Genomic DNA, 19,093 nt, shown 5'->3' with positions numbered 1-19,093 from the left:
GTTCCGGTCCCGGTCAGGCTTCCCGGAGCCCCGTGCCGCCGCTCAGCACGGCCGCTTCCGCAACTCCATCACGTAGTCGTGGGGCGCCCCCGCCGACTCGGCCGCGTCCGCGATCTCGCCGAGGTAGCGGGCGGAGGGGAGGCCGCCCTCGTAGGCGTTGAGGACGTAGACCCACGCCGGTTCCTCGCCGTCCAGGGTGTGGACGCGCACACGGGCGCGCCGGTAGAGGTCCAGGCCCACGCCGACCCGGTGGTCGAGGGCCTCCTCGTCCATCGGGGCGATGTCGTACAGAGCCACGAAGACCGCGGAGATCGGATCCTCGACGAGGGTCGCCAGCGCGCCCTCCCAGCCCATCTGCTCCCCGCCGAAGGTCAGCCGCCAGCCGTTCAGCCAGCCCGTGGCGCGCAGCGGCGAGTGCGGGGCGCGCAGGGACATCAGCCGCGCGTCGAGATCGCCGGCGTATGCGGCATAGAACGACATGGGTCGAGCGTACGGCAGCCTCGCACCCGCCTCAGGTGTCCCAGGGGCAACGTGAGACCGCCGTGCCGCGCCCCGGGGCCGTAGCACCTTGAACGGTGCGGGACAATGGAGTACGTGACTCGGATCGTGATCATCGGTGGTGGACCCGGCGGCTACGAAGCGGCGCTGGTGGCGGCGCAGCTCGGCGCGGAGGTGACCGTCGTCGACTGCGACGGTCTGGGCGGAGCGTCGGTGCTGACCGACTGCGTGCCGTCGAAGACTCTTATCGCTACGGCCGAGGTGATGACCACCTTCGACTCGTCGTACGAGGAACTGGGCATCATCGTCGCCGACACCGACGCCGACGGCGGCCCCGCCCCAGAGCTGCCGGCGGAGCAGGCCGGCCGGGTGGTGGGGGTCGACCTGGGGAAGGTCAACCGCCGGGTGAAGCGGCTGGCACTCGCCCAGTCCCACGACATCACCGCCTCCGTGACGCGGGCCGGCGCCCGGGTCGTGCGCGGGCGCGGCCGGCTGGAGGGCATGCAGGCGCTCGACGGGTCGCGCACGGTCGTCGTCAGGGCGGCCGACGGCAGCGAGGAGAGGCTCACCGCGGACGCCGTGCTGATCGCGACCGGCGGCCACCCGCGCGAGCTGCCCGACGCCCAGCCGGACGGCGAGCGCATCCTCAACTGGACCCAGGTCTACGACCTCGACGAGCTGCCCGAGGAACTCATCGTGGTCGGCTCCGGCGTCACCGGTGCCGAGTTCGCCGGCGCCTACCAGGCGCTCGGCTCGAAGGTCACGCTGGTGTCCTCCCGCGACCGCGTGCTGCCGGGTGAGGACCCGGACGCGGCCGCCGTCCTGGAGGACGTCTTCCGACGCCGCGGCATGAACGTCATGGCGCGCTCGCGGGCCGCCGCGGCCAAGCGGGTCGGGGACCGCGTGGAGGTGACGCTGGCGGACGGCCGGGTCATCACGGGCAGCCACTGCCTGATGGCCGTCGGCGCCATCCCCAACAGCGCCGGGCTCGGCCTGGAGGAGGCCGGCGTCAAACTGCGCGAGTCCGGTCACATCTGGACCGACAAGGTGTCGCGGACGACGGCTCCGGGCGTGTACGCGGCCGGCGACGTGACCGGGGTCTTCGCCCTGGCGTCGGTGGCGGCGATGCAGGGGCGCATCGCGATGTACCACTTCCTGGGCGACGCGGTGGCCCCGCTGAACCTGAAGACGGTCTCCTCCAACGTCTTCACCGACCCCGAGATCGCCACCGTCGGCTACTCGCAGGCCGACGTGGACGCCGGCAAGATCGACGCCCGCTGCGTGAAGCTGCCGCTGCTGCGCAACCCGCGCGCCAAGATGCAGGGCATCCGGGACGGCTTCGTCAAGATCTTCTGCCGTCCGGGCACGGGGATCGTGGTCGGCGGCGTGGTCGTGGCCCCGCGCGCCTCGGAACTGATCCACCCCATCTCGATCGCCGTCGACAACAACCTGACGGTCGAGCAGATCGCGAACGCGTTCACCGTGTACCCCTCGCTGTCGGGTTCGATCGCCGAGGTGGCGCGGCAGCTGCACACGCGCAAGGCGACCGGCGAGGCGTAGGCGCGTCCCGGCGCTCGGCTCCGAACTCCCCTTCGGTCACGGGGAGTCGCGAACCACGCCGGCGGTACAGGCGTGGGGGGAGCAGGCGCGGGGGCCAGGCTCCATACCACTTCTCCCCCTGGCCTGCGAACAACTTCTGCTATTCGGCGCAAACTGCTGAAAGCAGACGGTCGCTGGGGTTACTGTCAGTTTCGTGTTCGCTGCTGAACGTCGCCAACTGATCCTCGAAATGGTGCGAGCGAACGGTGCCGTGTCGCTCCGTGAGCTCGCCCGTGTCGTCCAGACCTCCGAAGTGACCGTACGGCGGGACGTGCGGGCGCTGGAGGCCGAAGGACTCCTCGATCGCCGCCACGGCGGTGCGGTACTCCCGGGTGGGTTCACCCGGGAGTCCGGCTTCCCGCAGAAGTCGCATCTGGCGACCGCGGAGAAGACGGCCATCGCCGACCTCGCCGCGGGTCTCGTCGAAGAGGGCGAGGCGATCGTCGTGGGCGCGGGGACGACCACCCAGGAGCTGGCCCGCCGGCTGGCCCGGGTGCCCGGCCTGACCGTCGTCACCAACTCCCTGCTGGTCGCCCAGGCGTTGGCCCACGCCAACCGCGTGGAGGTCGTGATGACCGGCGGCACGCTGCGCGGCTCCAACTACGCGCTCGTCGGGTCGGGGGCGGAGCAGTCGCTGCACGGGCTGCGGGTGTCCAAGGCCTTCCTGTCGGGGAGCGGACTGACGGCCGAGCGGGGTCTGTCCACCTCCAACATGCTGTCGGCGTCCGTCGACCGTGCCCTGGTGCAGGCCGCCGCGGAGGTGGTGGTCCTCGCCGACCACTCCAAGCTCGGTACGGACACGATGTTCCAGACCGTCCCGACCGATCTCATCACCCGCCTGGTGACGGACGAGCCCCCGGCCCACGACGACCGCGCGGCCACCGAACTCCAGGCCCTCGCCGACCAGGGCGTCCAGATCGCCGTGGCCGGCGCGACGGGAAGCCCGGCGGCGGACCAGCCCCCGCCCCGCGACCGTCGCCGTGACGTCCCGGTCCCCGGCCCCCGCCGCACCCAGCCGCCGGGCGCGAACCTCCGCCCGGCGTCCCTGGCCGGGGACCAGCCGAACGGCACGGAACGCCCGGCCGCACGGGTGGCGGACCTCCGGAGGCGCTGAGGGTTTCGCGGCGCCCTCGGAAAGCGTCCGGGGAAGGCCTTCGTACGCCCTCGGGAAATGCGAGGAGCCCGGCCGGGCCGCTCTCGCGGCTCGCCGGGCTCCCGCGGCTGCTCCGGGGGATCAGTCCTTGATCTCGCAGATGACGGCGCCGGAGGTGACGGAGGCGCCGACGTCGGCCGACAGGCCCTTGACGGTGCCGCTGCGGTGGGCGTTGAGGGGCTGTTCCATCTTCATGGCCTCCAGGACGACGACCAGGTCGCCCTCCTTGACCTCCTGGCCCTCCTCGACGGCGACCTTGACGATGGTGCCCTGCATCGGGGAGGCGAGGGTGTCGCCGGAGGCGAGGGGGCCGGACTTCTTCGCGGCGCGGCGCTTGGGCTTGGCGCCCGCGGCAAGGCCGGTGCGGGCCAGGGACATGCCCAGCGAGGTGGGCAGGGAGACCTCGAGGCGCTTGCCGCCGACCTCGACGACGACGGTCTCGCGGCCCGTCTCCTCGTCCGCCTCGGCGGCGTCGGCGGTGGCGGTGAAGGGCTTGATCTCGTTGACGAACTCGGTCTCGATCCAGCGGGTGTGGATCGTGAACGGGTCGGTGGAGCCGGTCAGTTCGGGGGCGAACGCCGGGTCGGTGACCACCGCGCGGTGGAAGGGGATCGCGGTGGCCATGCCCTCGACCTGGAACTCCGCCAGGGCGCGGGCGGCCCGCTGGAGGGCCTCCTTGCGGGTGCGGCCGGTCACGATCAGCTTGGCCAGCAGGGAGTCCCACGCCGGACCGATGACGCTGCCGGACTCCACGCCCGCGTCCAGGCGGACGCCCGGTCCGGTGGGCGGGGCGAAGTTCGTCACCGTGCCGGGGGCGGGCAGGAAGCCCCGGCCCGGGTCCTCGCCGTTGATCCGGAACTCGAAGGAGTGGCCGCGCAGCGGCGGGTCGTCGTAGCCCAGTTCCTCGCCGTCGGCGATGCGGAACATCTCGCGCACCAGGTCGAAGCCGGTGATCTCCTCGGTGACCGGGTGCTCGACCTGGAGCCGGGTGTTGACCTCCAGGAAGGAGATCGTGCCGTCCTGGCCGACCAGGAACTCGCAGGTGCCGGCGCCGACGTAGCCGGCCTCCGACAGGATCGCCTTGGAGGCGCGGTACAGCTCGGCGACCTGCTCGTCGGACAGGAACGGCGCCGGGGCCTCCTCGACCAGCTTCTGGTGGCGGCGCTGGAGGGAGCAGTCACGGGTGGAGACGACGACCACGTTGCCGTGCTGGTCGGCCAGGCACTGGGTCTCCACGTGCCGGGGCCGGTCCAGGTAGCGCTCGACGAAGCACTCGCCGCGGCCGAAGGCGGCCACGGCCTCGCGCACCGCCGACTCGTACAGCTCGGGGACCTCGTCCAGGGTGCGGGCGACCTTCAGGCCGCGTCCGCCGCCGCCGAAGGCGGCCTTGATGGCGATCGGCAGGCCGTGCTCCTCGGCGAAGGCCACGACCTCCTCGGCGCCGGAGACGGGGTCGGGGGTGCCGGCCACCAGGGGCGCGCCGGCGCGCTGGGCGATGTGCCGGGCGGCGACCTTGTCACCGAGGTCGCGGATGGCCTGCGGCGGCGGGCCGATCCAGATCAGGTCGGCGTCCAGCACGGCCTGGGCGAAGTCGGCGTTCTCCGAGAGGAAGCCGTAGCCGGGGTGGATCGCGTCCGCACCGGACTCCTTCGCGGCCTTCAGCACCTTGTCGATGTCCAGGTAACTGGTGGCCGGGGTGTCACCGCCCAGGGCGAACGCCTCATCCGCGGCGCGGACATGCAGAGCGTCCCGGTCCGGGTCGGCGTAGACGGCCACGCTCGCGATCCCGGCGTCCCGGCAGGCCCGGGCAACGCGGACAGCGATTTCGCCACGGTTGGCGATGAGCACCTTGCGCACGATTGAGGCTCCCTCCTTGAAACAAGCCGAGTTTAGGGACTGCCGACACGGCACATCGACCCGTCCCCGATGGTGAGCTTGCCCACACGGAGCGTGATTCGAGGCGCGCTCGACCTGCGAAATCCCTTGTCGCATCGCTCTACGCAGGACTCCTCCGGAAAACCCTAGCCCCCTCATGTGGTCAAGGTCTCTGTGAGGGCGTGCTGCGACGCACTTCGTTTCTTTGTGGAGTCCCTACGAATGGCCCAACGATTCTTTGCCGACGGCAGAACCCTTGTCCCCCCGTTTACCCGTTAGTAGCGTTCGCGATGTCTCGACAGTACTCGCGGTAACAGTAGGGCTCCCGAGCGGAGCAGCACTCGGAAGTGGGTGGAACCGGTGGTGCGCAGACCGTTGGCGTGGGTGGTGGCGCTCGTGCTCTTCGCCGAGGCGTTCGGCGTGGCGGCGCTGAACTGGTTCCTCGGCGAGGTCGTGCACCGGCAGAGGATGTCCCTGGCGGGCCTGGATCCGAACGTGATGTCGAACTCGTCGAGGGTCGGTGGCCTGGTCTTCGGCCTCTACTTCGCCCTGTGCGGGTTGGTTGCCCTGCTGGTGGCGGTGCGGGGCCGCCGGCCGGCCGGGTTCGGGCGCGTCCTGCTGGTCAGCGCGGCCGTGGTGCACGGGCTGCTGGGCGCGTTCGCCTGGGGGCTGGTGGGCTGGCGGGCGTTCCTGTGCATGGTGCTGGTGCTCGGGCTCATCGTGCTGCTGCTGATGACGTACGACGCCGAGGAGGGGCCGGCCGGCGCGGTGCCGGGCGGCCCCCGGGACGCGGGCGGCTCCGGGACCGAACCGGTCCCCGGGTCCGCAGGCGATCCGGATCACCGGGGCGAGGGCAGGGGCGACGGCGGGGGCGGGAGCGAAGGCGGGGCTGACGGGGATGGCGGGGGCGGGACTGGCCTCGGGGTGGAGGCGACCGGCCCCCTGGCGCCCCTCACTCCTCCGGCCGAGGCCCGCAGACCCTGATCAGCTCTCCGTCGGCGCCCACAACTCCGTGATGCCCACGCCGAGTTCGGCCAGCAGGCGGCGGACCAGGGGCAGGCTGATGCCGATGACGTTGCCGTGGTCGCCGTCGATGCCGTCGATGAAGGGTGCCGAACGGCCGTCCAGGGTGAAGGCGCCGGCCACGTACAGGGGCTCGCCCGAGGCGACGTAGGCGGCGATCTCCTCGTCCGTCGGCTCGCCGAAGCGGACCACGGTGGAGGCGGTCGCCGAGGCGTGCCGCCCGCTCTCCGTGTCCCAGACGCAGTGCCCGGTCTGGAGGGTGCCGGCCCGGCCGCGCATCGCCTTCCAGCGGGCGGTGGCCTCCTCGGCGTCGGCGGGCTTGCCCAGGGCCTGGCCGTCCAGGTCGAGCACCGAGTCGCAGCCGATCACCAGCGCGCCCCGGAGCTCCGGGCGGGCCGCCACCACGGAGGCCTTCGCCTCGGCGAGCGCGAGCGCCAGTTCGGCGGGGGTGGGCGCGGTGACCGCGTCCTCGTCGACGCCGCTCACGACGACCTCCGGGTCGAGCCCGGCCTGCCGGAGCAGCCCGAGCCGGGCGGGGGACTGGGAGGCGAGCACGAGTCGGCGGCGCGGCTGGTCTGTCATACGGTCAGCGTATCGGCGGCGCTTCCTCCGGCTCACCTCAAGCCGATCACGAACATCGCGAGCACCATGGCCAGGGCCATGAGAACGCCCAGCCGCCGCAACATGTCCTGCATGTCACGCAGTTCCTTCGGCGGCTCGTTCTCGGGATCGGACCACAGCATCCCCCGATCCTGCGACCGGGACGACACCGCACGCCTGAGTACGCGTACTCAACTTGGGTCCGCCACCCCCGGACCCATCCGGACAGGCCGACGACCGACGGCCGACGGGCGGAGGCAAGCACCGGGGCGGAACGACGCCGGAGCGCGCGGGGAGGTGCCGGGCCTCGGGGGAGGTGCCGGGGCTTTCGGGGCGCGTGGGGAAGTGCTGGGCCTTGTGGGGAGTGCGCGGGCGGCGTCGGGCCTGCGGGGGGCACGCAGGGGAGGCGCCGGGACCCGGGGGGCGGTACACGGGCACAGACCCAGCCGGAGGCTCAGGGACGCACCCCAGCCGGGGTGCAGGGGCGGACCCCCGCCGGGGTCTGGGGCGGAGCCCCGAGGGCGGCCCCCGTGTCCGACCGGGTCGGCCGGGCGGGGTCTGCGAAGTGCCCGGGGGAGCCCCGCACGGGGTGCGGGGGTGGAGCCCCGCCGTCCCCTGGGGTGGAGCCCCAGGGGACGGTCGCCTTCAGGCTTACCGAGTCGGGTGGGCGGGTGGGTGAAGTGCCTGGGGCGGAGCCCCGAGGGTGGTCACCTTTTGGCCTGGCCAGACGGGTGGGTGGGAAAGGCGCCCGGGCTGAGCCCGGGCCAGGGCTCAGCCGGGCCAATAGGTGCGGGCCCAGGCCGTCGGGCTCGGCTGGGGAACCCGGTGGGCGGCGAGGCGGGACGGGTCGGACCAGGAGTCTCGGGGGGCGTGCGCGCCGGACGGCGTGTCGGCAGCCGCCGCGGCGCGCGCCCGGACCACCGCCAGGGCGGCGGCGAGCTCCTCCGGGGTGGGATTGCCTCGTACGACCTTGATCACAGCGGCTCCTTACAGAGGGATGTTGCCGTGCTTCTTCGGAGGCAGGGATTCCCGCTTGGTACGCAGCTGACGCAGGCCGCGCACCAGGTGGGAACGGGTGTCCGACGGCTTGATCACCGCGTCGATGTAACCGCGTTCGGCCGCGACGTAGGGGTTGAGGAGGGCGTCCTCGTACTCCTGGATCAGCCGGGCACGGGTCGCCTCGGCGTCCCCCGCGGCCTCGGCCTCGGCGATCGTGCGGCGGTGCAGGATGTTGACCGCCCCCTGGGCGCCCATGACGGCGATCTGGGCGGTCGGCCAGGCCAGGTTGAGGTCGGCGCCCAGGTGCTTGGAGCCCATGACGTCGTAGGCGCCGCCGAAGGCCTTGCGGGTGATCACCGTGATCAGCGGGACCGTCGCCTCGGCGTAGGCGAAGATCAGCTTGGCGCCGCGGCGGATGATGCCGGTGTGCTCCTGGTCGACGCCCGGGAGGAAGCCGGGCACGTCCACGAAGGTGAGCACGGGCACGTTGAAGGCGTCGCAGGTCCGTACGAAGCGGGCGGCCTTCTCGGAGGCGTCGATGTCCAGGCAGCCGGCGAACTGCATCGGCTGGTTGGCGACGATGCCGACCGGACGGCCCTCCACCCGCCCGAACCCGGTGAGGATGTTCGGCGCGAACAGCGACTGGGTCTCGAGGAACTCGGCGTCGTCCAGGACGTGCTCGATCACCGTGTGCATGTCGTACGGGTGGTTCGCGCTGTCCGGGACGACCGCGTCCAGTTCCAGGTCCTCCGCCGAGATGGCCACGTCGGCCTCCTCGGGGAAGACCGGCGGCTCCGAGAGGTTGTTCGACGGCAGGTACGACAGCAACTGCTTGACGTACTCGATCGCGTCCTTCTCGTCCCCGGCCATGTGGTGGGCCACGCCGGAGGCGGTGTTGTGGGTACGGGCGCCGCCCAGCTCTTCGAAGCCGACGTCCTCGCCGGTGACCGTCTTGATGACGTCCGGGCCGGTGATGAACATGTGCGAGGTCTGGTCGACCATGATCGTGAAATCGGTGATCGCCGGCGAGTAGACCGCGCCGCCCGCGCACGGGCCCACGACCAGGCTGATCTGCGGGATCACCCCGGAGGCATGGGTGTTGCGGCGGAAGATCTCCCCGTACGCGCCGAGGGAGGCGACCCCTTCCTGGATCCGGGCGCCGCCCGAGTCGTTGATCCCGATCACCGGGCAGCCGGTCTTCAGGGCGAAGTCCATCACCTTGACGATCTTCTGCCCGTAGACCTCGCCGAGCGCTCCGCCGAAGACGGTGAAGTCCTGCGAGAACACCGCGACCGGGCGGCCGTCGACCATGCCGTAGCCGGTGACGACGCCGTCCCCGTACGGGCGGTTCTGCTCCAGGCCGAAGTTGGTGGAACGGTGCCGGGCGAACTCGTCCAGCTCCACGAACGACCCCTCGTCGAGCAGCAGTTCGATCCGCTCGCGGGCCGTCAGCTTCCCCTTGGCGTGCTGCTTCTCCACGGCGCGCTCGGAGCCGGCGTGCGTCGCTGCCAGGACGCGGCGCTGAAGATCCGCGATCTTGCCCGCGGTGGTGTGAATGTCGATCTCTTGGCGCTCTTCCGGCTCGGACATCGCGATCGCGGCTCCCTGCCTGCTCAGAAGGGGGGACGGTTACTCATCCGTAGCGTAGTAGGGGGTTCGCCGTTCGGCAGTGCGGCGTTTCCCACACCTAGGGTGGCTTGCATGACGCCCCGAGATGCAGCAGACGACACCCCCGACCCCGTGCCGCACGGCAGCCGCTGGTCCGACCTGGACCGCCCGCCCCTGAACGCCGGGGCCCTGCGGCGCGGCCTGGTGCGGGCGGGCGGGCTGTGGTCCGAGGTGGACGTGGTGCAGAGCACCGGCTCCACGAACACGGACCTGGTGGCCCGGGCCGCCGGGGGAAGGGTGGCCGAGGGGGCCGTCCTGGTCGCCGAGGAGCAGACCTCCGCCCGGGGCCGCCTGGACCGCCGGTGGACGGCCCCGCCCCGTTCCGGGCTGTTTTTCTCGGTGTTGCTGCGGCCCAGCGAGGTGCCGGTGGCCCGCTGGGGCTGGCTGCCGCTGCTCACCGGGGTCGCGGTGGCCACGGGCCTGTCCCGGGCCGCCGGGGTCGACACGGCGCTGAAGTGGCCGAACGACCTACTGGTGACGGTCGGCGGAGAGGAGCGCAAGGCCGGCGGCATCCTGGCCGAGCGGGCCGGCGAGGACGCGGTGGTCGTCGGCATCGGCATCAACGTCTCCCTGCGGCAGGACGAGCTCCCCGTCCCGCAGGCCGGCTCCCTCGCGCTCGCCGGAGCCGTGAGCACCGACCGCGACCCGCTGCTGCGGGCGGTCCTGCGGTCCCTGGAGGACTGGTACGGCCGATGGCGGGCGGCAGGAGGCGATGCGGCCGCGAGCGGTCTCCAGGAGACGTACGCGGCGGGCTGCGCGACGCTCGGGCGGGCGGTCCGGGCGGAACTGCCGGGCGACCGGTCTCTGGTGGGGGAGGCGGTCGCGGTGGACGGCGACGGCCGTCTGGTCATCGCCACGGAGGCGGGAGTGCAGGAGCCGGTCGGAGCGGGCGACATCGTGCACCTGCGCCCGGCGTGAACCTCACCGCAGGGGGACCGGGTCCGACGGTCCCCGTCCGGGGCTGGGGGCCCGGGGCCCGGCGTCCGGGGCGGGGCGTGATCGTGCGCGGGCACGGGGCGCGCCGGTCGTGGTGCCGCCGGTACCGGAACCGGCGCCGGAACAGCGCCGGTCAGCTCCGCTCCCGGCGCAACCTTGCGGAGTGAGCTGGCGCACACCTGCCGTAGAGTTGAGGCCGGTCGATACCTGACCGTGGCAGATCGGAAGGGCAGCAGGCGTGACCGTCGACGACACGGGCTCCGGCGCGGACGCGGACGGCCGGGACGAGCCTCCGCCATTCTCGTCCTCGCACGAGCAGAAGGACCCCGAGGCCGCCGACTCCGGCGAACACCCTCTCGCGCTGCGTCTCGAACAGCTCATCCTGGGCGCGGAGCGGCGCTACACCCCGTTCCAGGCGGCTCGCAGCGCCGGTGTCTCCATGGAGCTGGCGTCCCGCTTCTGGCGGGCCATGGGCTTCGCCGACATAGGGCAGGCCAAGGCGCTCACGGAGGCCGACGTGCTGGCCCTGCGGCGGCTCGCCGGTCTGGTCGAGGCGGGCCTGCTCAGCGAGGCCATGGCCGTACAGGTGGCCCGGTCCACCGGGCAGACCACCGCCCGTCTGGCCGAATGGCAGATGGACTCCTTCCTGGAGGGCCTGACCGAGCCGCCCGAGCCCGGCATGACCCGCACCGAGGTGACGTACCCGATCGTCGAGCTGCTGCTGCCGGAGCTGGAGGAGTTCCTGGTCTACGTCTGGCGTCGCCAGCTCGCCGCCTCGGCCGGCCGGGTCGTGCAGGCCGCCGACGACGAGGAGATGGTCGACCGGCGGCTGGCCGTGGGCTTCGCGGACCTCGTCGGGTTCACCCGGCTGACCCGCCGGATGGAGGAGGAGGAGCTCGGCGAGCTGGTCGAGGCGTTCGAGACGACCTCGGCCGACCTCGTGGCCGCGCGCGGCGGCCGGCTCATCAAGACGCTCGGCGACGAGGTGCTGTACGCCGCCGACGACGCCGGTACGGCGGCGGACATCGCGCTGCGGCTGGTCGAGACGATGGCGCACGACGAGACGATGCCGGAGCTGCGGGTGGGCATGGCGTTCGGCACGGTGACCACTCGTATGGGCGATGTCTTCGGCACCACCGTCAACCTCGCCTCCCGGCTCACCTCGATAGCCCCGCGTGACGGGGTCCTCGTGGACAGCGCCTTCGCCGAGGAGCTGATCCGCACCGGCGACGCCCCGGCGTCCGAGGCGGAGGCGGCCGAGGCCGCCGCGGCCGCGGAGAAGGAGGGCGAGGAGCCGCCGGTGTACCGGTTCGCTCTCCAGCCGATGTGGCAGCGCCCGGTGCGCGGCCTGGGCGTGGTCGAACCCTGGCTGCTCGCCCGGCGGAACGACGGGACCGCGTAACCGGAGGCCTCGTGATTGGAGGCCGCGGCACGGCGGTCGCGGTTCGGGCCGGCGCCCGGATCAGCGGCGGGCCAGCGGGTGGACTGGCGCCCGGGTCAGCGCCTCGGTCAGGGCTTGGGCCAGTGTCCGGACCGGCAGGCGGCTCGGCGCTCGGACCAGAGGGTGGACTGGCGCCCGGGTCAGTGCCTCGGCCAGCGCTCGGGCCGGTGTCCGGACCGGCAGGCGGCTCGGCGCCCGGACCAGAGGGTCGGCGAGGGGGACCGGCAGGTGGGCCGGCGCCCGGGTCAGCGGGTGGGACCGGCCTCGATGTCGACGCACAGCCCGATGATCGGCAGGCACAGGCCGCCCCCGCCGGAGGGCGGGGCAGGGGGCGGCGTACTCCGGCTCGGGGTCGGTGTGGGCCGTGGCGCCGGGTACGTGGGGGCGGGCGGCAGTGGCGCGTCGGTGGGGTCCGGGTCCGGATGCTCCGGCGGGTCCGTGTCCGCGGGGAGCGCCGTGGGAACGGTCGTGGTCCCGGGGAGCGCCGAGGGCTCCGCGGCGGCCGCCGCCGACGGGGACCCGGCCGGCGCTGAGCCCGAGTCCGGGTCCGGTGCGGTGCTCACCCCGCCCAGGGCGACGGTCGCCGAGGGCGCGGTCGTCGCGGCCGCCACAGGGGTCCCGGCCGTGGTGGAGGCGTCGACGGGGGTTCCGGCGGATCCGCCGGAGCCGTGTCCCGGGCCCGCGTGGGACTCGGCCTCCACGGTGCCCGGACCGCCCAGCCCGGACTCGGGCGCCAGCCGTACGAGGCTGAGCACCCCGGCCGCCACCGCGAGCCCTCCGGCGGCCAGCAGAGCCTTGCGGGGCCGGTGCCTGCGGTGCCGTCCGCGGGCACCGGGGCCCCGGAGCGGCGTCCGTGCGCCGGCGGTCTCCTCCGCCGTGGCGTCGGTGCCTATGCCCGTATCGCCGTCGTTGCCGTCGTTGCCGTCGTGGTCATCCTTGCTGTCGCGCCCGTCGCGGTCGTCGTGTTGCCGGGCTCTGGCCGTGTGCGTCGTCATCGCCGTCCTCCCCGATGCGCTCGCGCCCCCCGATGCGCCATGGCGGACGCACGTTATGCGTTCTCCTGCGGGTTCGGCGGGAGTTGGGCGGGGATGTCACTCGAACGGGGGGCCGGGTCTCGACAACGGGGCCGCGCCGGTGTTCCATTCGCCCTTTCCCTGTGCGCGCCCGGCTGCGATGATCGGGGCTGGTTCTTGTTAACCCGCGTTAACCAGGAGGGTGTCATGAGCGAGGAGCGGTTCGGCGAGTTCGTGCTGGTGCGGCGGCACGGGTACGTCGCGGAGCTCGTCCTGGACCGGCCGAAGGCGATGAACGCCGTGTCCACGGACATGGCCCGGTCGATCGCCGCGGCGTGTGCGGCGCTCGCCGCCGACCGGGACGCGCGCGTGGTCGTTCTGACCTCCTCGCACGAGCGGGCGTTCTGCGTCGGGGCCGACCTGAAGGAGCGCAACTCCTTCAGTGATGCCGACCTGATGCGCCAGCGCCCGGTCGCGCGCGCGGCGTACACCGGCGTCCTGGAACTGCCCGTGCCGACGATCGCCGCGGTGCACGGGTTCGCGCTCGGCGGCGGCTTCGAGCTGGCCCTGTCCTGCGACGTGATCGTGGCCGACCGTACGGCCGTGGTGGGGCTGCCCGAGGTGTCCGTGGGGGTGATCCCCGGCGGCGGCGGTACGCAGCTGCTGCCCCGGCGGGTGGGGGCCGCGCGGGCGGCCGAGCTGATCTTCACGGCGCGTCGGCTGGAGGCGCCGGAGGCGGCCGAGCTGGGCCTCGTGGACCGTCTGGTGGACGAGGGCCGGGACCGCGAGGAGGCGCTCGAACTGGCCTCCCGGATGGCGGCGAACTCGCCGGTGGGGCTGCGTGCCGCCAAGCGGGCGCTGCGCCTCGGGCACGGCCTCGACCTGCGGACCGGCCTGGAGGTCGAGGACGCGGCCTGGCGCTCGGTCGCCTTCTCCGCGGACCGCGCGGAGGGAGTGGCGGCCTTCAACGAGAAGCGCGCCCCGCGCTGGCCGGGAGAGTAGCGACGTCCACGGCGCGCTTCCTCGTGGGGCAATGTCTCGATTCGACCGAAACATCCCTAGCCTGGGGTGATGGGCGAGAACAGGCGGCTGGCGGCCGTCGTGGCGTTGGCGCAGGGGATGGCCGCGGCGCAGACCTCGCGTGAGTCGTGGCGGGCGGCGGCGCTGGGCGCGTGCCGGGCGCTGGAAGGGAACTTCGCCGCGCTCTCGGTGTGGGAGCGCGAGCGCGGTCGGCTGCGGGTCCTGGTGAACGTGGGGGACCGGGCGCCGGGAGAGGAGGAGTTCCCGGAGAGCGAGGCCTACCCGGTGCACCAGTTCCCGGAGATCACCGAGTTCCTGCACGAGCGGTGGGCCTCGGGAGGTGAACCCGACGCCTGGGTGGAGACCGTCGAGGGCGCGGCCGAGGGCCACCCCGGCTACCGCCACCAGCGGGTCGCCGCGCTGCGCCGGCGCGGGCGCGGCTGCTGCGTGGTCGCGCCGATCGTGCAGCACGGACGCGCCTGGGGCGAGCTCTACGTGGCCCGTCCGGTCGGCCTCCCCCTCTTCGCCCGGTCCGACGCCGACTTCGCCACCGTGCTGGCCGCCGTGGTCGCCGCCGGGCTGGCCCAGAGCGAGCGGCTGGAGGAGGTCCGCAGGCTGGCGTTCACGGACGCGCTGACCGGGCTCGCCAACCGCCGTGCCGTCGACGTGATGCTCGACGAGGCGATCGAGCGGCACCGCGCGGACGGGGTCGCCGTCAGTCTCGTCGTCTGCGACCTCAACGGGCTCAAGCAGGTCAACGACACCCTCGGCCACGCCGTCGGCGACCGGCTCCTCGAACGGTTCGGCTCCGTGCTGTCGCTGTGCGGTGCGATGGTGCCGGGCGCCCTCGTGGCGCGGCTCGGCGGCGACGAGTTCTGCCTGGTCGCGGTGGGGCCCTCGGTCGACGAGGTGGTCAAGGCGGCCGACGAGCTGTGCCGGCGTGCGGCCGAGCTGGAGCTGGGTCAGGGAGTCGCCTGCGGGGTGGCCTCGACCGAGAACGCGATCGGGCCCGTACCGTCGGCGAGGCGGCTGTTCCGGCTCGCCGACGCCGCCCAGTACCGGGCGAAGGCGCTGCGCGCCGACCGGCCCGTGCTGGCCGGCCGGGAGGGCCTGCAGGACCCGGTCGTTCACCTCGCCGACGCGCCCCCGCCCGCCGCTCAGGCACCGGCGGAGCGGCGCCGCTTCCGGGGCCGCAGGCCCTGAGCGGCGCCGGGGATCGTGGCCGCGCGTTGTAAGAGTCACTCCCGGCATCCACTAGTGACATCGCCGCATTCACTGCGTACGCTCCTGAATATGGATATGCATACTGTGGTGGTGGGGACGTCGGGGGTCACCGCGTCCGACGTTCTCGCCGTGGCGCGCGGCGGCGCCCGCGTCGAGCTCTCCGACGAGGCGGTGGCGGCCCTCGCGGCGGCCCGGGAGATCGTGGACGCGCTGGCGGCCAAGCCCGAGCCCGTCTACGGCGTCAGCACCGGCTTCGGCGCCCTGGCGACCCGGCACATCAGCCAGGAACTGCGCGCCCAGCTCCAGCGCAACATCGTCCGCTCGCACGCCGCCGGCATGGGCCCGAGGGTCGAGCGCGAGGTCGTGCGCGCGCTGATGTTCCTGCGACTGAAGACCGTGTGCTCGGGGCACACCGGCGTGCGCCCCGAGGTCGCGCAAACCATGGCCGACGTGCTCAACGCCGGCATCACCCCGGTCGTGCACGAGTACGGCTCCCTCGGCTGCTCCGGTGACCTCGCCCCGCTGTCCCACTGCGCCCTCACCCTCATGGGAGAGGGCGACGCGGAGGGCCCCGACGGGGTCGTCCGCCCCGCCGCCGAACTGCTCGCCGAGCACGGCATCCGCCCCGTCGAGCTGCGTGAGAAGGAGGGCCTGGCCCTCCTCAACGGCACCGACGGCATGCTCGGCATGCTGGTCATGGCGCTCGCCGACCTCGACGCCCTGTACAAGTCCGCCGACGTCACCGCCGCCCTCAGCCTGGAGGCGCTGCTCGGCACGGACAAGGTCCTCGCCCCCGAACTGCACGCCGTCCGCCCGCACCCGGGACAGGGCGCCTCCGCCGCCAACATGGCGGCCGTGCTCAAGGGTTCCGGCCTCACCGGGCACCACCAGGACGACGCTCCCCGCGTGCAGGACGCCTACTCCGTGCGCTGCGCCCCGCAGGTCGCCGGCGCCGGCCGGGACACCCTCGCGCACGCCCGCCTGGTCGCCGAGCGTGAACTCGCCTCCGCCATCGACAACCCGGTCGTCCTGCCTGGGGGCACCTCCCAGGCTTTCGGCACTGGGGGAGGACGGGTCGAGTCCAACGGCAACTTCCACGGCGCCCCGGTCGCCTACGTGCTGGACTTCCTCGCCATCGCCGCCGCCGACCTCGGCTCGATCGCCGAGCGCCGCACCGACCGGCTGCTCGACAAGAACCGCAGCCACGGCCTGCCGCCGTTCCTCGCCGACGACGCGGGCGTCGATTCGGGCCTGATGATCGCCCAGTACACGCAGGCCGCGCTGGTCAGCGAGATGAAGCGGCTCGCCGTACCGGCGTCCGCCGACTCGATCCCGTCCTCCGCCATGCAGGAGGACCACGTCTCCATGGGCTGGTCGGCGGCGCGCAAGCTGCGGACGGCCGTCGGCAACCTGACCCGGATCATCGCGATCGAGCTCTACGCCGCCTCCCGCGCCGTGGAACTGCGCGAGGGCCTGACCCCGGCCCCGGCGAGCCGGGCGGTCATCGACGCCGCCCGCGAGGCGGGGGTGGGGGGACCGGGTCCGGACCGCTTCCTCGCGCCCGACCTCGCCGCCGCGGACGCCTTCGTGCGGGACGGCCGGCTCCTCGCGGCGGCCGAGACCGTCACGGGACCGCTGCTGTAGGACGACGGGCCGGGTCCCAAGTCGTAGGACCGGCGGACGGGTTCAGAAGCCGAGGCGTTCGCGGCGCACGGAGTAGACCACGAAACCGGCGCCCAGTATGAGCAGCGCGGTGCCGCCGACGACGTAGGGCGTGGTGTCGATGCTTCCGGTGTCGGCGAGTTCGGTCCCGCTCCCGGCGGGGGCGTCCTCCTGGGCGCCGGACGTCTGAGTAGTCGAGGCGGGCCGTCCCTGCTCCGTGACCTGGGCTGTCGGCGCCGCCGGGTCCGCCCCTCTCGCCGGAGTGCCCACCGAGGCGTCCGCGGACGGGACGAACCACAGGGCGCCCAGCAGGGTGCCCGCGGCGGTGGCGGTCAGCAACGTTCGGCGAGCGGTTGACACGGAATATCGATCCCCTTGTGGCGCTGGTGAATTGGCCGTGTGGGGCGATGTTAGTGAACGTCGCGGGTCACAGGAAAGTCACGGGAGGTTTGAGCCGTACGCTCCGACCATGAGCACTCCAGCAACTTCACGTTTTGTCCGCCTCACGGTCGAGCTCGTCGTCGAGATCGAGGACGAGGACGTCGTCGTCGGGGCGGCCCGCAGCCGGATCGCCGAGCACGCCGAGGAAGGCGAGTTGGACCCCGCGGAACGGGCGCACGCCGAGGGGGCTGTGACGGAAGACACTGCCGAGGCCCTCTCGTACCTGGTCGATCCGTTCGTACTGGTCGGCGAGGTGCCGGGGGTGGAACTCCAGCAGGCCTCCTGGTCGAGCGAGCGCATCGCGTACGACCCGGATTCGCCTGACTGGGAGTTCGGCGAGGATGATGGCGATCAGGAAGACCAGGAAGACGAGGAAATCGGGGACGACGAGGAGGCGGGTGGCGCCGGACACTCCGGTTGACGTCGCCCGCGTCACATCGAGGACCCCGGCCGCAACCGGCGTCCGGGGTTTCGTCGTCTCACGCAACGCGCAGGTCGGGCCGCGCACCGTCTGTTACGGCGGTCGTGGCGAGTCCCACAGCTCCATGACGTGGGAAATGGGACGAAACGGTCGTAGCGTTGAGGACTCGCGACGGGGGACTCGAGGGGTTTTGGGACTCGCCAACGATGGAGAAGCGTGTGATGACGAACAGTAAGCGGCGCAAGCGCCTGACGGCCGCGTCCGCACTGCTCGGCGGTGTACTGGTGCTCACGGCCTGTTCCGGCAACGGCGACAAGGCCGACGGGGGCGGCGACACCTCGCAGGCCAAGGCCGACAAGGCCGCGGCCGAGGAGTCGTCGGAGGCCCAGATCAAGATCACACCAGCGGACGGGTCCGACAACGCCTCGATCAACAACTCCGCTGCCGTGACCGTGGCCAAGGGCACACTGACGAAGGTCACCATGACGACGGCCGACGGCACGGCGGTCGAGGGGCAGATATCGGCCGACAAGAAGAGCTGGAAGCCCAGCGCCCAACTCCAGCGCGCCACCACCTACAAGGTGGCCGCGACCGCCACGGACGCCAAGGGCCGCGACGCCCACGAGAACGGCTCCTTCACCACCGTGGCCCCGGCGCACAGCTTCATCGGCTCCTTCACGCCGGACGACGGCACCACCGTCGGCGTCGGCATGCCCGTGTCCATCAACTTCGACAAGGCGATCACCAACAAGGCGGACGTCGAGAAGGGCATCACGGTCACCTCCTCCAGCGGCCAGGAGGTCGCCTGCCACTGGTTCGGCGTCCAGCGCATGGACTGCCGTCCCGAGAACTACTGGCAGGAGAACTCCACCGTCACGCTGAAGCTCGACCTCGACGGCGTCGAGGGTGCCCAGGGCGTCTTCGGCGTCCAGCAGAAGACGGTCACCTTCCACATCGGCCGCAACCAGGTCTCCTACGTCGACGCCAAGACCAAGCAGATGAAGGTCACGCGGGACGGCAAGGTCATCAAGACCATCCCGATCTCCGCGGGCGCCCCGGAGCACACCACGTACGAGGGTGCGATGGTGATCTCCGAGAAGTTCCAGCAGACGCGGATGAACGGCGCGACGGTCGGCTTCACCGACGACGACGGCAAGGGCGAGTACGACATCAAGGACGTGCCGCACGCCATGCGCCTGACCAACTCGGGCACCTTCATCCACGGCAACTACTGGGGCGGCTCGGGCGTCTTCGGCAACGTCAACACCAGCCACGGCTGTGTGGGCCTGCAGGACGCGAAGGGCGCGAACGACCCGAACACCCCGGGCGCGTGGTTCTTCAACAACTCGATCGTCGGCGACGTCGTCGTCGTGCAGAACACCGGCGACAAGACCGTCGCCCCGGACAACGGCCTCAACGGCTGGAACATGAGCTGGGCGCAGTGGAAGGCCGGTTCGTCCTCCTGACTACCGCTCGGCCGTGAAGACCGGTGCCGTCCTTCGGGGCGGCACCGGTCTTCT

Annotated in this window: 18 protein-coding genes; 10 read left to right on the top strand and 8 right to left on the bottom strand. The window is 72.6% G+C overall.

Going from position 1 to position 19,093, the window contains the following annotated elements:
* Positions 1-42: 42 nt before the first annotated feature.
* The gene (locus ACTYVM_RS19240) at positions 43-480 is read right to left on the bottom strand and encodes a gamma-glutamylcyclotransferase family protein (protein WP_445527076.1); all 438 of its coding nucleotides are present in this window, start codon (positions 478-480) and stop codon (positions 43-45) included.
* Positions 481-585: 105 nt separating this feature from the next.
* On the opposite strand from ACTYVM_RS19240, the gene ACTYVM_RS19235 reads away from it, so the two are divergent.
* Together ACTYVM_RS19235 and ACTYVM_RS19230 are read left to right on the top strand one after the other, a co-directional pair.
* Positions 586-2,058, top strand: a complete 1,473-nt coding sequence (locus tag ACTYVM_RS19235) for an NAD(P)H-quinone dehydrogenase (RefSeq protein WP_445527075.1) — start codon at positions 586-588, stop codon at positions 2,056-2,058.
* Positions 2,059-2,251: 193 nt separating this feature from the next.
* A complete protein-coding gene (locus ACTYVM_RS19230; RefSeq protein WP_445527074.1) occupies positions 2,252-3,211 on the top strand; it encodes a DeoR/GlpR family DNA-binding transcription regulator in 960 nt (319 codons plus the stop codon).
* 120 nt (positions 3,212-3,331) lie between these two features.
* Here the strand turns inward: ACTYVM_RS19230 and ACTYVM_RS19225 are convergent, their stop codons facing one another.
* Entirely contained in the window at positions 3,332-5,107 is a 1,776-nt protein-coding gene (locus tag ACTYVM_RS19225; RefSeq protein ID WP_445527073.1) for an acetyl/propionyl/methylcrotonyl-CoA carboxylase subunit alpha, read from the bottom strand.
* 378 nt (positions 5,108-5,485) lie between these two features.
* On the opposite strand from ACTYVM_RS19225, the gene ACTYVM_RS19220 reads away from it, so the two are divergent.
* Positions 5,486-6,109 carry a hypothetical protein gene (locus ACTYVM_RS19220; RefSeq protein ID WP_445527072.1) on the top strand — a complete coding sequence of 208 codons (624 nt, stop codon included), beginning with the start codon at positions 5,486-5,488 and terminating at the stop codon, positions 6,107-6,109.
* Here the strand turns inward: ACTYVM_RS19220 and ACTYVM_RS19215 are convergent, their stop codons facing one another.
* From ACTYVM_RS19215 to ACTYVM_RS19200, 4 genes are all read right to left on the bottom strand, one after another.
* Positions 6,110-6,730, bottom strand: a complete 621-nt coding sequence (locus tag ACTYVM_RS19215; RefSeq protein WP_445527071.1) for a Maf family protein — start codon at positions 6,728-6,730, stop codon at positions 6,110-6,112.
* A 32-nt stretch (positions 6,731-6,762) separates the two neighbouring features.
* On the bottom strand, positions 6,763-6,891 hold the full coding sequence (gene mmpB, locus ACTYVM_RS19210; protein WP_445527070.1) for a morphogenic membrane protein MmpB: 129 nt from the start codon (positions 6,889-6,891) through the stop codon (positions 6,763-6,765).
* A 628-nt stretch (positions 6,892-7,519) separates the two neighbouring features.
* Positions 7,520-7,726 (bottom strand): acyl-CoA carboxylase epsilon subunit, encoded by a 207-nt coding sequence (locus ACTYVM_RS19205; RefSeq protein WP_400028781.1) that lies wholly within the window; start codon positions 7,724-7,726, stop codon positions 7,520-7,522.
* Between the two features lie 9 nt (positions 7,727-7,735).
* A complete protein-coding gene (locus ACTYVM_RS19200; protein ID WP_445527069.1) occupies positions 7,736-9,337 on the bottom strand; it encodes an acyl-CoA carboxylase subunit beta in 1,602 nt (533 codons plus the stop codon).
* Between the two features lie 111 nt (positions 9,338-9,448).
* Between ACTYVM_RS19200 and ACTYVM_RS19195 the strand changes: the two genes are divergently transcribed.
* Both ACTYVM_RS19195 and ACTYVM_RS19190 read left to right on the top strand, forming a co-directional pair.
* Complete coding sequence (locus ACTYVM_RS19195) at positions 9,449-10,333, top strand: biotin--[acetyl-CoA-carboxylase] ligase (protein ID WP_445527068.1); 885 nt, start codon at positions 9,449-9,451, stop codon at positions 10,331-10,333.
* Between the two features lie 256 nt (positions 10,334-10,589).
* The gene (locus tag ACTYVM_RS19190; protein WP_400028784.1) at positions 10,590-11,753 is read left to right on the top strand and encodes an adenylate/guanylate cyclase domain-containing protein; all 1,164 of its coding nucleotides are present in this window, start codon (positions 10,590-10,592) and stop codon (positions 11,751-11,753) included.
* A 284-nt stretch (positions 11,754-12,037) separates the two neighbouring features.
* Here ACTYVM_RS19190 and ACTYVM_RS19185 read toward each other — a convergent pair whose 3' ends face one another.
* Positions 12,038-12,787: a hypothetical protein gene (locus ACTYVM_RS19185; RefSeq protein WP_445527067.1), complete on the bottom strand. Its 750-nt coding sequence runs from the start codon at positions 12,785-12,787 to the stop codon at positions 12,038-12,040.
* 225 nt (positions 12,788-13,012) lie between these two features.
* On the opposite strand from ACTYVM_RS19185, the gene ACTYVM_RS19180 reads away from it, so the two are divergent.
* The 3 genes from ACTYVM_RS19180 to hutH all read left to right on the top strand — a co-directional run bounded on the left by ACTYVM_RS19180 (position 13,013) and on the right by hutH (position 16,693).
* Positions 13,013-13,807, top strand: a complete 795-nt coding sequence (locus ACTYVM_RS19180; protein ID WP_445527066.1) for an enoyl-CoA hydratase/isomerase family protein — start codon at positions 13,013-13,015, stop codon at positions 13,805-13,807.
* 69 nt (positions 13,808-13,876) lie between these two features.
* A complete protein-coding gene (locus ACTYVM_RS19175; protein ID WP_445527065.1) occupies positions 13,877-15,028 on the top strand; it encodes a GGDEF domain-containing protein in 1,152 nt (383 codons plus the stop codon).
* Between the two features lie 96 nt (positions 15,029-15,124).
* Positions 15,125-16,693 (top strand): histidine ammonia-lyase, encoded by a 1,569-nt coding sequence (gene hutH, locus ACTYVM_RS19170; protein WP_445527090.1) that lies wholly within the window; start codon positions 15,125-15,127, stop codon positions 16,691-16,693.
* A 42-nt stretch (positions 16,694-16,735) separates the two neighbouring features.
* Here hutH and ACTYVM_RS19165 read toward each other — a convergent pair whose 3' ends face one another.
* Positions 16,736-17,071, bottom strand: coding sequence for an LAETG motif-containing sortase-dependent surface protein (locus ACTYVM_RS19165; protein ID WP_445527064.1), 336 nt, complete (start codon positions 17,069-17,071; stop codon positions 16,736-16,738).
* 109 nt (positions 17,072-17,180) lie between these two features.
* Between ACTYVM_RS19165 and ACTYVM_RS19160 the strand changes: the two genes are divergently transcribed.
* Both ACTYVM_RS19160 and ACTYVM_RS19155 read left to right on the top strand, forming a co-directional pair.
* Entirely contained in the window at positions 17,181-17,573 is a 393-nt protein-coding gene (locus ACTYVM_RS19160) for a hypothetical protein (protein WP_445527063.1), read from the top strand.
* 221 nt (positions 17,574-17,794) lie between these two features.
* Positions 17,795-19,039, top strand: coding sequence for a L,D-transpeptidase (locus ACTYVM_RS19155; RefSeq protein ID WP_445527062.1), 1,245 nt, complete (start codon positions 17,795-17,797; stop codon positions 19,037-19,039).
* Positions 19,040-19,093: the final 54 nt, after the last annotated feature.

The sequence above is a fragment of the Streptomyces cyslabdanicus genome (genome assembly GCF_052663305.1).
The sequence above is the reverse complement of the archived record's forward strand: the minus strand, read 5'-3'. Positions and strand labels throughout refer to the sequence as shown.

Coding starts and splice junctions, on each gene's coding strand:
- ACTYVM_RS19235 (WP_445527075.1), top strand. CDS start 586: ATGGAGTACGTGACTCGGATCGTGATCATCGGTGGTGGACCCGGCGGC.
- ACTYVM_RS19160 (WP_445527063.1), top strand. CDS start 17,181: ATGAGCACTCCAGCAACTTCACGTTTTGTCCGCCTCACGGTCGAGCTC.
- ACTYVM_RS19215 (WP_445527071.1), bottom strand. CDS start 6,730: ATGACAGACCAGCCGCGCCGCCGACTCGTGCTCGCCTCCCAGTCCCCC.
- ACTYVM_RS19240 (WP_445527076.1), bottom strand. CDS start 480: ATGTCGTTCTATGCCGCATACGCCGGCGATCTCGACGCGCGGCTGATG.
- ACTYVM_RS19200 (WP_445527069.1), bottom strand. CDS start 9,337: ATGTCCGAGCCGGAAGAGCGCCAAGAGATCGACATTCACACCACCGCG.
- ACTYVM_RS19195 (WP_445527068.1), top strand. CDS start 9,449: ATGACGCCCCGAGATGCAGCAGACGACACCCCCGACCCCGTGCCGCAC.
- ACTYVM_RS19180 (WP_445527066.1), top strand. CDS start 13,013: ATGAGCGAGGAGCGGTTCGGCGAGTTCGTGCTGGTGCGGCGGCACGGG.
- ACTYVM_RS19175 (WP_445527065.1), top strand. CDS start 13,877: ATGGGCGAGAACAGGCGGCTGGCGGCCGTCGTGGCGTTGGCGCAGGGG.
- ACTYVM_RS19155 (WP_445527062.1), top strand. CDS start 17,795: ATGACGAACAGTAAGCGGCGCAAGCGCCTGACGGCCGCGTCCGCACTG.
- hutH (WP_445527090.1), top strand. CDS start 15,125: ATGCATACTGTGGTGGTGGGGACGTCGGGGGTCACCGCGTCCGACGTT.
- ACTYVM_RS19185 (WP_445527067.1), bottom strand. CDS start 12,787: ATGACGACGCACACGGCCAGAGCCCGGCAACACGACGACCGCGACGGG.
- mmpB (WP_445527070.1), bottom strand. CDS start 6,891: ATGCTGTGGTCCGATCCCGAGAACGAGCCGCCGAAGGAACTGCGTGAC.